12 protein-coding genes are annotated in these 15,019 nt (G+C 51.5%); 4 read left to right on the top strand and 8 right to left on the bottom strand.

Annotation, left to right across the window (positions count from 1 at the left end; all coding sequences use genetic code 11):
* Window positions 1-59: 59 nt before the first annotated feature.
* The 4 genes from HFP08_RS16495 to HFP08_RS16480 form a co-directional block, all read right to left on the bottom strand.
* Window positions 60-2,276: a right-handed parallel beta-helix repeat-containing protein gene (locus HFP08_RS16495; RefSeq protein ID WP_168121698.1), complete on the bottom strand. Its 2,217-nt coding sequence runs from the start codon at window positions 2,274-2,276 to the stop codon at window positions 60-62.
* A gap of 181 nt (window positions 2,277-2,457) precedes the next feature.
* Window positions 2,458-3,792, bottom strand: coding sequence for a DUF445 domain-containing protein (locus HFP08_RS16490; RefSeq protein WP_168121697.1), 1,335 nt, complete (start codon window positions 3,790-3,792; stop codon window positions 2,458-2,460).
* Entirely contained in the window at window positions 3,793-5,073 is a 1,281-nt protein-coding gene (locus HFP08_RS16485; protein ID WP_168121696.1) for a DUF445 domain-containing protein, read from the bottom strand.
* Between the two features lie 174 nt (window positions 5,074-5,247).
* Window positions 5,248-5,928 carry a hypothetical protein gene (locus HFP08_RS16480; RefSeq protein WP_168121695.1) on the bottom strand — a complete coding sequence of 227 codons (681 nt, stop codon included), beginning with the start codon at window positions 5,926-5,928 and terminating at the stop codon, window positions 5,248-5,250.
* Window positions 5,929-6,120: 192 nt separating this feature from the next.
* Here HFP08_RS16480 and HFP08_RS16475 point away from each other — a divergent pair, with 192 nt between their 5' ends.
* The 3 genes from HFP08_RS16475 to HFP08_RS16465 all read left to right on the top strand — a co-directional run bounded on the left by HFP08_RS16475 (window position 6,121) and on the right by HFP08_RS16465 (window position 9,382).
* Entirely contained in the window at window positions 6,121-6,807 is a 687-nt protein-coding gene (locus HFP08_RS16475) for a response regulator transcription factor (protein ID WP_168121694.1), read from the top strand.
* Entirely contained in the window at window positions 6,804-8,324 is a 1,521-nt protein-coding gene (locus tag HFP08_RS16470) for a sensor histidine kinase (protein WP_168121693.1), read from the top strand. The genes HFP08_RS16475 and HFP08_RS16470 overlap by 4 nt, the downstream gene beginning before the upstream one ends.
* A gap of 62 nt (window positions 8,325-8,386) precedes the next feature.
* On the top strand, window positions 8,387-9,382 hold the full coding sequence (locus HFP08_RS16465; RefSeq protein WP_168121692.1) for a carbohydrate kinase family protein: 996 nt from the start codon (window positions 8,387-8,389) through the stop codon (window positions 9,380-9,382).
* Between the two features lie 72 nt (window positions 9,383-9,454).
* Here the strand turns inward: HFP08_RS16465 and HFP08_RS16460 are convergent, their stop codons facing one another.
* A complete protein-coding gene (locus tag HFP08_RS16460; RefSeq protein WP_168121691.1) occupies window positions 9,455-10,702 on the bottom strand; it encodes an MFS transporter in 1,248 nt (415 codons plus the stop codon).
* A gap of 443 nt (window positions 10,703-11,145) precedes the next feature.
* Between HFP08_RS16460 and HFP08_RS16455 the strand changes: the two genes are divergently transcribed.
* Window positions 11,146-11,775: a 3'-5' exonuclease gene (locus tag HFP08_RS16455; RefSeq protein ID WP_168121690.1), complete on the top strand. Its 630-nt coding sequence runs from the start codon at window positions 11,146-11,148 to the stop codon at window positions 11,773-11,775.
* Between the two features lie 73 nt (window positions 11,776-11,848).
* Here HFP08_RS16455 and melA read toward each other — a convergent pair whose 3' ends face one another.
* The 3 genes from melA to HFP08_RS16440 all read right to left on the bottom strand — a co-directional run bounded on the left by melA (window position 11,849) and on the right by HFP08_RS16440 (window position 14,902).
* Entirely contained in the window at window positions 11,849-13,363 is a 1,515-nt protein-coding gene (gene melA / locus HFP08_RS16450) for an alpha-glucosidase/alpha-galactosidase (RefSeq protein ID WP_168121689.1), read from the bottom strand.
* Window positions 13,364-13,467: 104 nt separating this feature from the next.
* On the bottom strand, window positions 13,468-14,379 hold the full coding sequence (locus tag HFP08_RS16445) for an AraC family transcriptional regulator (RefSeq protein ID WP_168121688.1): 912 nt from the start codon (window positions 14,377-14,379) through the stop codon (window positions 13,468-13,470).
* Between the two features lie 25 nt (window positions 14,380-14,404).
* The gene (locus HFP08_RS16440) at window positions 14,405-14,902 is read right to left on the bottom strand and encodes a MarR family winged helix-turn-helix transcriptional regulator (protein ID WP_168121687.1); all 498 of its coding nucleotides are present in this window, start codon (window positions 14,900-14,902) and stop codon (window positions 14,405-14,407) included.
* Window positions 14,903-15,019: the final 117 nt, after the last annotated feature.

The following is a 15,019-nucleotide window of genomic DNA, read 5'->3' as shown; positions in this document are numbered from 1 at the left end:
GGTCAAAGTAGCCGACTTAGTATACCGCAGATTTCATGCTTTCATTCCCATAATCGTCTCTACGGCGTCCTGGCATTTCCCTCATCCGTATCATTATCCTTAAGCGCATATCGCGCTTTCGTCAATTGATTGAGCGATACATCATAGGCCGGCGCGCCTGCGCCCGCATACAGCGTGCTGATTCCGATTGCTGCAATATTGGTGGAAATTCGATTTCCTCTAATAACAGCATTCAACACATCGGCTGCTTCTTCCCTCTTCCAATAATCATTGATGCGAATGATCTCCGTTTTTTCGAATGCAAGCGCGTTGGCCTTAATATCGTTATTTTCGATGCGTGCCTTCTTCGCCGATTGTATACTGATCGCACTCGAATCTCCTCCGAGCTCGAAGCTGGAATTCATGATCGTCAATTGGAGATCGGGATGATCCGCGATAATGGAGGCGGCGGCTGTCGAGCTTGTGCTGAAGCGACAATGATTGAAGGAATACAGCCCTGCCGAGCTGATGCCAACCGCACCGGTGCTGTCGCCCGCCGCGCCTTCAAATTCACAATAATTATAATAGGCGGGAGGCAGGGACAAGCCGTATTTGGAATTATAGCCGATAATCTTCAGATGATTAATGATGCTGCCCGCCTCGGAATTGCCGCTGAATGACCTCAGCTTGGATTCACCGTTAATGGTAATATGATTAAGAATAACCTTCTTGCCGGACAACGTCATTCCGGACTCCACATCCTTGTTCCTGCTGTCGATCGTCACGTTCGAAGCGCTCACTCCGAAGGGCTGGCTTGCGCTAATCGAGAAGATGCCGTCCGTAACCGCCAGTCCGTTCACCTTAATTCGCGGACCAATAAGCGTAGTATAGGAATCATTCAGCTTATTGTCCAGCAACGTGACGTCATGATAAGCCACGATTCGAGTACCGTCGAAATGATTGCCGCGTACAACCGCTCCGGTGAAGGGCTCGGACACCGCCAGCCCGATTAGTCCTTTTGATGCCATATGATTGTTCTCTACCAGGGCATCCTTGCCGTCATACAGGATGACGTCATAAGCAGCGTTGTCATGGAAGGCGTTGCCGCGAATAATAATATCGCTGTTGCGATTGCCGTTATCTCCGAAGCCCCCCTCCACATCAATGCCGGATTGCGGAGCGGTCCCTTTGATATGATGCAGCTCATTGTTCTCGATCAAAGCGCCGTCAGCGCCGCCTACCGTAATGCCTTGACGGCGGTTGTAGGAGAATTCCGAATTTTTCACAACCACATTCGTACTCACGGTTCTGTTCCATAGTTCAATATACGCCTTGCTCCATCCCTCTTGCTTGAATACGAGCTGCAAACGCGCGGCGCCTTCGGGAATGGAGATAATGTCTCTCGCTTTCTTCCCGGTCAGCTTGCTGATGAATTTGTTCTGGCTGTCGTAGAAATACATATCGAATAAGTTAGGCAGCGATATCGGATTGGCAAGCTCGAATTCCTTCCTCTCCTGGAAGATGGGAAGCGTCAGATCGAATCCCTCAATCGTACGAATATAGCCTTTGGCGGCCAACTCTTTGCCGGATTCGTCCAAGCTGCCGGATTCGAAATTGTTCTCATAGATGTCCTTGGCCATCGTGCCATGACCTCCGATAATCAATCCGTCCCCGGTGAATTGACTCGCCTTGACGCCGTCGATCGTAACGGAATCCACGCCATACAAAGCGATTCCGAACCCGCTCTCATGCGTACCCCAAGTATGCGGATTGTCCTTCCCTTCGTAATTATGAGTGTCTTTGTCTCCCAGATAGGTTCCGCCTCGAAGAATGACATTATTCGCGCCATAATCGACGGCAAGCAGTTCATAATGCTCCATGCCATTCGTTTCCTTCTGCAGAATAACATCCGGTGTCAATTCGAATCGCATATCACCGACCATGTCAATCCGACTGTTCTTATCGATCAAATACGTTCCGGGCTGCAACGTAGCGGCATGAATGCCTTCTTCATGAGCCCAGGCAAGAGCTTTGTTCAATCCTTCCGTTGTTTCGACCGCATGGGTGCCGTCGTTGTAGATGCCCCAACGTTTCAAATCTATTTGATGCAGCTGCTGCTTAAACGCGCTCTCATCGGCTCCCGTCGGCTCGCTCGTTTTCTCCGTTTGAACATTTGCGACCGCAGCCGCGTCCAGAAGCGCCGCCATCTCCTGTCGGCCAGAAGCTCCAATCGAACCGAGCGACGGCATCATCGTTAGCTGCGCGCCTAGCAACAAGCTTAATAGTAATAGTGGCACAATGATCCTCCTTCAATGGTATTTATGAACACAATCTATCATTCTACTAAATAATACCATTGCGACCATGCGTTAAACAGCAAGCTAATAGACCTAAATGTGTGCGGGAAAAGCGCAGATTCGTGACGAATCGCCCCGTTTTCCGTTTGCCCGTTAGTGAATTAGTCCTGTAAGAAGATATCTATAACCAGTCCAGGAGAGGCTTGTAGACGCCGTACAGGAACAGGAACATCAGCCCGCCGACAGCGGCTCCGATGAACGCGCCGTTAAGCCTGATCCGCTGAAGATCAATCTCGACCTTTCCTTCGATGAAAGAGACCAGTCTCTCTTCTGTGAATCCATCAAGCGTATGCCGTACGATTTTGCCGATTACGGCATGCTCCGTTTCAATAACTTGGGTTACGAATTGCTGCAAATACCGCTCCAGTTGATCCTTGGTCCGTTCATCCGCTTTGAACCATTCCCAATAGGAGATGAGCAAGCCGGTCAGCCATTGCTTCACATCTTCCATTCGAAGCTTCTTCTCCTCCTTCATCACATATTTGGTGTCGGATTGATTGCCAATAATGCTCATCACCGTTTCGAGCAAAGCTTGAATGGCCGGCGCGAAGGACAGCTCCTCCAGCAGCTTTGATTTCCAGCTTTCGATGGAAGCCGCAATATCTTCATTCTGCTCAAGATTGTCGCCCAGCTCATGCAGCTTGTGAAAGAGCAATTTTCTTAGCTCGTGCTCCGGATTGCGCAACTCAACCATGAAGCCGAGAAGATCGTTATGCAGCGTTTCAACCGCTTCATCCAGGTTGATCGCATCCGTCGATTCCGCAAAATCCAGAAGCTTTTGCTTGAACCATCTGGCGATTGCCCCGCCTTCGTTCACAAACTTGCTTTTCTCCTTTTCAATCATCTCTCGGATCGCCTGCTTCGTCTCCTCGCCAGACACTCTTTCCGCCGCATAATCGATGATTAGCGTCAACCATTTATGGAAGTCGCCTTGAGCCAGCATCCACTTCAGACCTCTACCCGCATATCTGGAAACCTCCACTTCCAGCAAGCTTTTCTTCAAATGTTGGTCAAATCGTTCCGAGAGTCTGCTCTTATCGAGCTTATCCAGAAAGGAAACCAGCATCGCCCAGCCCCTGTCCATGATGGAAACCGGACTTGATAACGATTCCACCCAACGAATAAGCGCATCCACCATACTTAGCTGGCTCAGCTTTGCTTTCAGAAAGCCTTTACTCAGTAGCTGATTCTCTACCATTTGGACGACGCCGTCAACCAGCTTATCGCGATTCCGAGGTATAATTGCCGTATGAGGCAGCTTGATGCCAAGCGGATGGCGGAACAGAACCGTAACGGCGAACAAATCAGCAAGCGCCCCGACGAGTCCGGCCTCCGCAGCGAACAACAGCAGCCTCGTCCACCAATGTCCGGGATAATAATAGATGACGGCGGCAGCGCAGATGAACAGCGCCGCAAGCAGCAAGAGAGACAGGTTCGCTTTCTTACGCATCGTCATCTAATGAATCCCCCCAATCCAGAACGTAAGCAAATAGAATAGAATGCCGACCAACATGCCGACGATCATGCCATTCAGTCGAATATATTGAAGATCCTTGCCGGCTTTCTCTTGAACGAGCTGAATCAGCTCGGCCTCTGAATATTGCTGCAGTTGATCTTGAACAATGCCGCCGATTGCCGAATGCTTTCGTTCAACCCAGTCTAAGATGGCAGACTTCAGCTTGCGATCCAGCGCTTCCGCCAACTGCGGCTTCTCATTCAGCTGTCGGAAGCCGTAATCCAGCTGCTCTCGAAGCCATGGAAGAGAAGTTCCTTCTTCATGCCCTTCGCCCTTCTCCGCCAACTCTCTAAGCGCGTTCAATCTATTCTTAAGCCACTCGTCCAGCTTAAGCTTTCCCTCCAAGGACTTCAGCAGAGACAGCTTGCCGTCCTCCATCCGCTTCCTTAGCTCCTCATCCTCTCTTAGGCGCTGGATAAAAAGAAGCAGCTGCTCCTTCAATCTCATATGCTGTGGATGACTTGCGTCCTTGAATTGTTCAAGAAATTGAATGAGCCAGACTTGCAGTTTTTCGCTTATGGCTGTTGCGTTCAATCCCGCCGAATAATCAACCAGCCTTCTACGGAATTTATCCCCTTCATAGGCTTTGATCGCGGTATCTGCCAATTGTTCGATGAGCCTGCGAAAATCCTTCGTGCCCACGATATGGACAGACTGTTCGAGCAAAAAGCGGATGATTTGTTCGTCATAACCGTTCCTGATCGTCCAATCGCCAATATCCGCGATCAAATCCGAAATCTGAAGCATGTCGGCATGCTCCTGCAGGAATCGTTCCAGCCCCCTTGCCACCTCTTCCGTATCGACTCTCGCCATCAAATCGCCTGCTAATCGCTGCGCTATCGCATGTATGGCCTCGGCGCCGCCATTATCGTTGAGATACTCCAGCAGCGCTTGCCCAAGACTATGCTCAGGCAAGGTTTCCCTTATCATAGATACGGTCAGCAGCTCATGCTCCACCATCTCCGCAAGCTCGCGAATTAAACGTTCTCTGTTTCTCGCAATAATATGAGTGCCCATCCATTCCGGCCAGCGAATACGCAGCGGATTCCCGAAAAGTGCGCTGATTGCAAACGAATCGGCCAGCCCGCCGATCGTCGCCGCACTGAAGGCCGCGAACAACAATCCGCCGATGAACGTATGCTGGAACGGAAACGACGCAAGGATCCCCGCCGCCGCGACAAATAGAATGATATTGGCTTTCGTGCGTATGGATATATTCATCTGACTAGCCCCACTCCCATGCTTTCGCTTTCCTTCTACTAGTTTAACCTTTTTGGGCAAAGCCAACCACCGTCCACCCCGGAGTGCGAGAGACAATGACGAATAAGACTGCCGAACAAGCCAGTCGGCTTGTCGGCAGTCTGTGAGCGCGAACCTCATTATGGATTGGAAAACCTATTGACGCGTTCCTGACTTTTTGTCCACTTTTCCCTTCGAAGCGCCGCCTGTACCTGGATTTATTGGCGTCTTACCCGGCATGCTGCTTCCGCCCATGCCACCTTTGCCTCCGCCACCAGTGCCTCCACCGGTGCCACCGCCTGTGCCTCCACCAGTGCCGCCGCCTGTGCCTCCACCAGTGCCACCGCCTGTGCCTCCACCAGTGCCGCTGCCCGTGCCTCCACCAGTGCCGCCGCCTGTGCCTCCACCAGTACCGCCGCCTGTGCCTCCACCAGTGCCGCCGCCTGTGCCGCCATCGTTACCGCCGTTCATTCCGCCACCGTTCATTCCGCCGCCATGGTGGCCTCCACCGCCATGATGACCGCCTCCTCCATGATGACCGCCTCCGCCTCCGCCGCCTGTTCCGCCGTCAACCCCGTCCCCGGCGCTCTCTCTAGCTTCGCCGCCAACGTACTCCTCGATGAACAGCTCGGCAGATGTACTTAGGAAACCTTGAGAAGAGATTGACTGCGTAACGGCAGCGCCTTGCTGCGCTTCCCCTTTTGCTGCCGAAACCGGCGCATTCGGCATCCATGCCAATAATGCGAAGGTTAGAATGCCGCAGCTTAAGTATTTGGCTTTCTGCAAGCCTTCAGAAGCTTGCTTCTTTTTTGAACCTTGTTCGATTGCTCTTTTCATTGCCACACTTTCCTTTCTGGTTACATTTCGGATTACCATGCTTACTATCCCCATTTTTCGAAAATCATTGCAGAAATTTTCAAAAAAAAGATAAACGGCCTTAAAGTTTGCTTAAAACGGTAGAAAAAAGAGCATTTTCGCTCAAGGATGTCGAAGATAGTAAGACTGGAAAACGAATCAGGAGATGAGACTATGAAGAAGCTGCAAGGAATCAAACTGCTGCTCGTAGACGACGAGCCCAATATCATACAATTTCTGGAGCTGGGGTTAATGAACGAAGGAGCCGAGATTGCCACAGCTTCGAACGGAGAAGCCGCGATTGAAGCAGCTGAGCGTTTCAAGCCGCATGTCATCATTCTCGACATTATGATGCCGATTATGAACGGCTATGAGGTGTGTCAAAGACTAAGGGATACCGGCAGCACTGCAGCCATCATCATGCTGACAGCCATGGACGAGGTTGAAGAACGCATTCAAGGCTTGGAGCTTGGAGCCGATGACTATTTGGCCAAGCCGTTCAGCTTTGGAGAGCTGCTTGCCAGAATTCATGCCAGATTGAGGAATCAATTCCCTCATTTGCTCGGCGAAGTGATTTGCGGTCCTTTCCGTATTGATGATCGCAGGAGGGAATTTCATTATGGAGAGGAACAATTGGAGCTCTCGCCAACCGAATACGAGCTTCTCAAATATATCGTAATGAATCATGGCGTCGTGCTGAGCAAGTCTCTGCTTCTCGATAAGGTTTGGGGCTATGATTTCGGCGGGGAACAAAATATTGTCGAAGTGTATATCCGATCGCTCCGCGAGAAGCTGGGCGACAAAGAGCACCGGCTTATTCGCACCTTGCGCGGCTCCGGCTATCGATTGGATTTGCCATGAAGAGAGGCTCCCGCTTCATCCAGACCTTACAGCGATTCATCCAGCCGCAATCGTTGCGTCTTCAGCTGTTAAGCCGCACCTTGCTGCTCATGGCCGCACTCTTGCTGTTGATCGGCTCGCTGCAATTCGTATTCATGAGAGATTTCTTGTATCGCAACAAATCGGAAGCCTTGAATGCGCAAATTATGAGCCTGCCGCCGGATATTCTGCGGAATTCGGATGGCGATAACGCTTCTGATCATTCCCGTCCCGATATGGACGGAAATGAGGAGCATGGATTGTCGCCTACACCCGTGCAATTCCAGCCAGGCTTGACCATCGCCATCGTGCATGAAGACGGCAGCTTAAGCCAAATCAATGCGTCTCACTCGGATGAGGCTGCTCCACCCGCCTTGTCGCGCGAGGAATACATTCAGATCGAATCGAATCTCGAAAGACAGAAACATGTTCCCTACCGATTGCTGGATGATGCTTCCGGCTCCAGAAAGCTTGTCGTGTTTCGTCTTGTCGGACATCCCGGCAAGGATGATAATCCCATATTGATTCAAGCCAGCATGGAAACCGACTCCTTGCGGAAGCAGCTGCTTGCCCAGGTCAGTCTGTACGCAGCGCTTTCGCTTGCGGCATTGCTTTCGGGACTGGCTTTGTATCTGCCCCTGCTGCGCAGAACTCTGAAGCCGTTGTCGAAGGCGGTAGAAGCTGCCAGACTGACCGATGCGGGCAATCTGACAACGCGAATCCCGGAGCATCAGGGCCAGCAGGAAATCGATTCATTGTCCGAAGCGTTCAACAGTATGCTCATGCGGCTTAATACCTCGTTCGAGAAGGAGCGAAACATGACGAATGCCATGCGCCGTTTTGTCGCGGATGCCTCGCATGAGCTGCGCACGCCGCTGACATCCATCCAGGGCTTTATCGAGGTTCTGCTGCGGGGAGCAGCAGCGAATCCGGAGCAGCTGCGTCGCGCGCTGACAAGCATGAACGAGGAGTCCAGCCGGATTCGCAAGCTGGTCGAAGATCTGCTGCAGCTCGCGAAGCTGGATCAATCGCCTCAATTGCAACTCCAGCCCCTGAATCTGACTCAGCTCATTCAAGAGATGGAGCCTCAGCTTCAGGTGCTTGGCGGCAGACGCTCACTACAGCTGCAACTAGTGAAAGATGCGACAATACGCGCAAATGCAGACAAGCTCAAGCAAGTGATTCTCAATCTGTTCCAGAATGCCGTACAGCATACCGATCCTTCGCAAGGCAAAATCAGCCTCACGCTGAAAGCGGAGCGAAGCAGCGTGGAACTCGTAATCGAGGATAACGGATCAGGCATCAAAGAAGAGCATTTGCCCCATATCTTCGAACGCTTCTATCGCGGTGATGCGTCAAGAGCCAGATTGAGCGGCGGATCGGGCCTCGGTCTCGCAATCTCGAAATCCATTGTCGAGTCCCATGAAGGCGTTCTGACAATCGAAAGCAGGGAGCAGGAAGGCACCCTATGCCGGCTGCGACTTCCCGCGATTTCATAGATTATGATACGATGGAAAACAGATCTCAATGAAATTCGATACAAGAGAGGACGTAATTAGCGATGGATGTAATAGCGATTGGAGAAGTATTGATCGATTTCACGCCATATGGCGTGTCCGAGCAGGGACAACCGCTCTACGAGCGGAATCCGGGAGGCGCGCCAGCGAATGTGCTAGCCGCCCTTGCCAAGCTTGGCAAGAGAACGGCTTTTATCGGCGCAGTCGGCGATGATGCTTTCGGAGCCTACCTGAGCGACACCCTCCGAGAAGCCGATATCAACATCGACCAATTGAAGCATTCGAAGGAGGCGTTGACGACGCTTGCTTTCGTCCATTTGGATGAAAGCGGCGACCGCTCCTTCACTTTCTACCGCAGGCCGGGCGCCGATCAATTTCTCCGCGCGGAGGAGATTGATCGAGTAGCCGCCGCTTCGGCCAAGTTGCTCCATTTCGGCTCTGTCTCCATGACAGACGAGCCCGCCCGCAGCGCAACGCTTGAGACGGCGGCTTACGCGAGGAGTCAGGGCGTCATGATCTCCTACGACCCTAATCTTCGCCTGCCATTATGGAAGGATGAAGCTTCGGCAAGAACTGTTATTCTCGAAGGCATGCGATTGGCGGATATCTCCAAGCTTTCCGAGGAAGAGCTGCTCTTCCTGACAGGCACGGATGATCTGGATAAGGGCTCCTCCATGCTGATGGAGAGCTTCAATCAGCTGCAACTGCTGTTCATCACCTTGGGACCCCATGGCAGCTATTGCAAGCTTCGAACAACAGGCGATGGACAAGCTCCCTATCAATCTGCGAGAAGCGCCGGATATTCCGTTACCGTTGTGGATACGACAGGCTCCGGAGACGCCTTTCTTGGGGGTGCTCTCTACTGTATTCTTGACAGTCGGAGCCCGCTTGGCAAGGAATGGACAACCTCAAAGCTTGAGCGGATGCTCGCGTTCGCCAACGCGATGGGCGCTATAACGGCAACAGGGAAAGGCGCAATTCCTTCCCTGCCCTCTTCCGCCGAACAAGTTCGCGCATTCGTTGCGCAGCGCCACGCATAATCATGCGTGGCCCTTCGGCTCAACAGCGCCTTCACCCGTCTCTGTCCTCTGCATACTCCCGATTCAGGAAGTTCAGCCTCCACGCTTCTCCGAAATGAACAGCACAAGCAAATACTGCAGAACGGCTGCCGCAAAGAGGATAAGAGGCAGCCCTATCGAGTCCAAATCAATCGAAAAAACAACAAATAATAAAAGCGACATCACTCTTCCCGTATTCAGGAACAGCTCTCTCATCACCACCGACTCCACCCTCAGCTGTCCCTTCAGCGGCAGAGTCCCGATTAGCCTGTAATAATATGAGGTTAAAGTATTTACCGCGAGCGGATTGCAAATCGAGAACAGAATCATAAAAATCATGACAGACCATAATTCCACGCCGAACAAGAGCAAGCCTGCGCCTATCACGACCCCCGTTGTCGAGAACAACACATATTGACGAACATTCTCCTTCTGCGCCATGCGTGAAATCGCATAGCCCATCGCAACCGTGAGCGACGAGAAGCCAACGCCGAAATAACCGACCCAATCCTCGCGCTCGACCGCTTGAAAGAGAAGAATGTTAGGCAGAAACAGCATGATGCCCTGAAACAAACCAAGCACAAGAAAGCTGCAAAGACCTAAAAACCAGCGGCGGCTTCGATGCATGACAAGCCCCATTAATTTCAAATAATACGTCTTGTGATGCGAGCTGACCATTGGAATACGGAACGAAATGACCGCAGCAATAACGAACATGACGAATGCCAGGGTGAAAATAAAGATATAACCTCGCAAGCCTTCATTATGCTGGATGACAAAGCCTGCCAGAGCAGGTCCCGCAAGCCCCGCCGAGTTGAACATCACCATATTGATTGCGAGAAAGCGGATTCTGTTCGCTTCCGTCGAAACATCATATTGCAGCACCAGATAACCGACCCAGTAGAAGCCCGAAGCGATGCCGTTGCATATCGCGAACCATACATATAAATCCGGCACACGCTCCTGCGTTAAGATGACCGACAAGTAGAAGATGGCAATCATCACAATGCCGAGCCGGTAGGTCACCATGCGATCCTTCTTCTTCGCCATCCATCCTCCCGCGGCAAAAGCGAACGGCGTAATGATAAATACGATTAAATTGTAGGCCGCGTTCACCTTCAAATCATGCGTCAGCCGCCATAGATAGAGATTCAGGAAGAGACCCGACATCGATGCGCCAAATTGAAAGCAGCTATGTATAATTAATGCCGTCACGGCATCTTTGCCAAGCTTCCGCTCAGGCGGCAAAGCCGCTCCTTTGATCGCTTGCCAAATTTGAAACACGGGTTGCAGCGCTCTCATGATTCATTCCTCCGAAGTTGTTGAAACGTATACGCATGTCGATTATACGCTAATTCATTCACTCTGCGAAGAGCCAAACTGTATTTAATCCCATATAATTCCACTCAATTGAAGGAGATGGTCCTGAAGCAAGCTTTTACTTACTATCCCCTTTACGCAGGAGCAAAAACAGGAGCAGGAACACAATCAAGAGCAGGAACCCGGAACATATCAGCATCCGTGGGAAATGTGAGCCCTGTTTGAAGTGGGGGAAGTTGCTTGGCATAGGGGATAATGACTCAAAGTCGAACATATGGGGTAAATACCGCTAAAATAGTCGCATTTCGCACATATTTCGCGTTTCAAAACGAGGATTACGGTCTTCCATGTAGAATGTATTGACTAATGACTCGAAATCAGATTGCGAATTTCGACTTCAAAACAATGAAAAGCGGTGATATGAAGTGACGTTTAATCCTGCCTTATCCTATACCATCTTTGATTTTGAAACGAGCGGCCTCGACCCGAAGAAGGACCGCGTCATCGAAATGGCGGCCATCCGCGTCGTTAACGGGGAAATCGCGAGCGAGTTCAGCACATTGGTTCAGTACGAAGGCAAGCTGTCGAGCAAAATAACCCAGCTTACCGGCATCACGGACGACATGACCGCCTGCGGCATGGACGAGGACACGGCTTTTCGTATCCTGAACCGCTTCATCGGCGACCATATCCTGATCGCCCACAACGCGCAGTTCGATCTTAGCTTCCTTCATCATTCGCTGATGCGCATCGCGGGCCGATCGTTTCGCAATGATTTTATCGACACGCTGACGATCAGCAGACAGCGCCATGTGTATCCCCATACGCTGAAGGATATGTGTGACCGATACGGCATTCCGTTAATCGGCGGACATCGCGCGCTGAACGACGTCGTTGCCTGCTGGGAGCTGTTCCGCACCATGGAGGAGGAGCAGCCCTCTCCGGAGGCTCTGAATCTGCTCGGTTACATGAAGAAATACGGGCCCCCTGCCTGGAGCCCGCCTCATGCGAAATTAGTGCCAATTGAATTGAAATATGAACCGCGAAATGCATAGATCTCTGCACCTTTGTGACTCTATCAGCTGCTGCTGCGAAATTGCCTGTTAGCCGCAAGGGAGAGTCTCCTCCTTAATTGGCTTCGACTGCCTTCGCGCGTTCCTTCCCTTTATCCGATTCCCCGGCATTGCGGTTAGCCGCATCGCGGTCTAACTGCATCTCCTCGACAGTCTTCACCTTCAAACGAGCGGCTCCTGCATAATCGCGCGTTGGCAAGAGCGGCTCCTCCGCCAATCTCTTCTTCGAGGCGGCAATGGCGGCACCGTATTGCGGCAGCCATGCTTCCTGAGCCTCCAGCATTTCGTCGACCATCTGCCAGATTTCCTTCGGGTTGCAAACGGCTCCGACAAGAGGGTCCATCATGAACGCCTGCCTTAACAGCTTGTCATCGCCATGGACTGCCGCTTCCACAGCCAATCGCTGAACGGAAATACTCGCATTGCATACGGCTGCGGGACCAAGCGGCAATTCGCCTACCAGCGGCATGGAGATGCCGTTGCGGTCCACGTAGCCCGGGGCCTCGATAATGGCATCCGCAGGCAGGTTGGCAATGACGCCGTTGTTCACCATATTGAAATGTCCGCGATAGACTCGGCCCGTTTCCAATGCTTCGATAATATATGAGCCGTGCTCATGGCTTCTTTTCTCGCTTTCATACATCAGGGGAGCTTCCTTCATCCAGTTCGGGAAATCCTTCTCGAACCAGTTTCTCCCCTCGGTGCAAACACGAAGATAACCGCCCGTTTCGCCGTTGATCCACGAACCGAGATCAATCCATTCCCCGATTTCTTCGGGACGCTTCCGGTACCACGGCACATATTCGCTAAGATGGCCATTAGATTCCGTGCTGTAATAGCCAAAGCGGCGAAGCATGTCGATCCTGACCTTCTCGGTTCGGCTGAAGTCCTCGTGACTCTCGAAAGCCTCGAGAAGCTTGCCCGTCAGATCCTCACCGTTGTGTCGAATGGAAATATACCAGGTCTGATGATTAATACCCGCGCAAATAATATCAACCTCTTCTTGCTTCAGACCGAAGGCTTCGGCGATTTGTGAGTGGCCCCCCTGCACGCCATGGCAAAGACCTACCGTCCGTACGCCGCCGTATTTGTTGCAGGCCCAAGTGAGCATCGCCATCGGATTGGCGTAATTGAGCAGAAGAACATCCTCCGCCGCGCATTCGCGAATATCGCGGCATATATTCATCATTTCTGCGATCCCGCGTTGCCCGTACATAATGCCGCCGGCGCACAACGTATCGCCGACGCATTGATCCACGCCGTATTTGAGCGGGATGTCCACATCGGTCGCGAAGGCCTCCAGTCCGCCTACTCGAATGGTATTGATGACGTACCGGGCACCTTGAAGCGCCTCCCTGCGATCGGTCGTAGCATCAATGCGAATGGAGAGGCCGTTCTCCCTAATATCGCGCTGGCACAGCTCGGTAACCATTTTCAAGTTTTCCGCGTTAATATCATGGAATGCAACTTCAATCTCCCGAAATTCAGAAACCGCGAGCAAGTCGCGAAGCAGCCCTCTGGTGAAGCCGATTGAGCCGGCCCCGATAAATGTAAGCTTGAATTTTGACATCGTCAAATCACCCTCCGCATAACCAATAGAATGAATACACCATCATTGTAGCAAGCCTATGCGGAAAGCGTTATCAATATTGTGACGACATTGCCGTTCAAGTGTTAGATATCGTCACTTTCATACTCGAAATGTTGAGGCTGGAAGGAGGATCGATACGCGATTGGCGTCGTTCCGGTATATTTTTTGAACAGAGCATGAAAGTAAGCCCTGCTGCCGACACCGACATAGTCGCAAATATCCGCAACAGGTATATCGGTCTGTCGAAGAAGCATCTTCGCCTTCTCCATTCTGAGATCGTTCAGATAGACGGAGAGCGTCCGATTCATTCCTGCGCTGAATAAGCGGTGGAGATAGCCTGGATGCAAATTAACGGATGCGGCAATATCCTTGACTTGAATCGGCCGATCATAATTATGATGAATATACGCAATCGCTTCTTTCAAATAACGATCAACCGCATTATGGGATTCTTGCAGATGATCCTGCCTGATATGCGCAATTGCAAGAAGCAGCTGGGCAAAGAGCAGCTCGATTCGCATCCTGCCTCGCTCTTCCTTCGCATCCAGTTCCAGCACGAGGCTCTTAAGCAGCGGATATACTTCATCAGAGTCCCGCAATACGAGGTAGGACGACGATTCCTTGGCAAGATCCTCAATATACGGATCCTCGGACGCGAGCTGGCCGAAGGAAGGGAATACGCTCTCCCTGTCTCTCATCGCAAACTCTACGTTGAGCATGCGGCAAGGCCCCGTGTCATCGACAATTAACCGATGCGGCGTGTTTGCGTCGAGCATCATAAATTCGCCTTTCCGCAGCAGGAAGTTTTTTTCCCGCTTTCCATCCGCAGCTTCCTCCAGATCAATGCGGCATTCCCCCGAAAGCACATACATAATTTCAACGGAATCATGCGTATGGAAGTTCATCGCATAATTCGACCACTGCTTGAAATAATAAGCGAACACTTTGGGATATTTCGGCCCCTTCAGCCATTCTTCCTTGAATAAAGCACCCATCTGCGCTTCGCCTCCTCACGCATTACTAATGCTCTTCCTGCTGCGCTTCCTCTTGCTCCTGCCTCAAATTCTCGCTCATAAGATTGAACAACTCCAAGGCGAGCTGCATATGCTCAAGACTCATGCCTCGATATAATTTCATCATCACGCTCTTGCGCACCTGACGAATATTCTCGACTACGGTTCTCCCTTCCTCCGTCAGCCTAAGCAGCACGACTCTCCGATCCGCGCTGCTTCGATCTCGAATCATATAGCCAAGATCGATTAACCGATCCGAGATACCCGTAACGCCGCCATTCGTAATAGAGAGGCGCTCCGCCATGTAAGACACATTCTGTTCGCCTTCTTCCGCCAGGATGATTAACATCTTCGCATGGGTCATCCCGAGGCCATGCACATTATATCGATTCCACTCCGCATGAATCTGTTTCCGAACCTCTCTGAACGACTCGTCCAGCAGTCTCATCAATTTGTATCTATTCTCATGCTCCGTCATCAATTGCTCATTTCCCCCGTTCAACATGTCTTCCTCTAGTGTACCACGAGACGAAGCTGTTTTGCTCACATCCATAAGATCGATAGCAACAAAGAAGGCGAGCGCGCTAACGGCGGCTCGCCTGAAGGTATGGCTCGACTTTCA

Origin of the sequence: Paenibacillus sp. HB172176 (genome assembly GCF_011947265.1) — a bacterium.
In the GTDB taxonomy this organism is placed as follows: Bacteria; Bacillota; Bacilli; order Paenibacillales; family Paenibacillaceae; genus Pristimantibacillus.
Note: the sequence above shows the minus strand (reverse complement) of the source record. Positions and strands in the feature narration are given on the sequence as shown.